We start from the raw sequence: 270 nt of genomic DNA, 5'->3' as shown, positions 1-270 counted from the left end.
ACAAATTTCTTTCGCGAAAGGGCTATTACTGCTCATTGATTTAGCAGCAAGTGCACAAATATCAGCACATTCTCGATCTAATCGAATACATTCTACCATCATTTTAACGTCTGATTCTTGCAAACATGCACTATAACATGAATTGCAAATTTCCATACATTTTAAACATTCCTCGATACAAGCTTGATACATATTTTGCATTGTTTTTTTCTCCTTCTAATAGTTTATTTATAGTTGTTGAAAATGGATTATCCATGCCTCTATTAAAGT

The 270-nt window shown here is 31.9% G+C and carries 1 protein-coding gene; it reads right to left on the bottom strand.

Annotation, left to right across the window (positions count from 1 at the left end):
* A partial coding sequence (locus ACS2QP_RS27770; RefSeq protein WP_438883067.1) for a four-helix bundle copper-binding protein occupies nt 1–201 on the bottom strand: 201 nt, incomplete at its 3' end.
* Nucleotides 202–270 lie beyond the last annotated feature (69 nt).

Source organism: Bacillus cereus group sp. Bce019 (assembly GCF_051781745.1).
In the GTDB taxonomy this organism is placed as follows: Bacteria; Bacillota; Bacilli; order Bacillales; family Bacillaceae_G; genus Bacillus_A; species Bacillus_A cereus.
The sequence above is the reverse complement of the archived record's forward strand: the minus strand, read 5'-3'. Positions and strand labels throughout refer to the sequence as shown.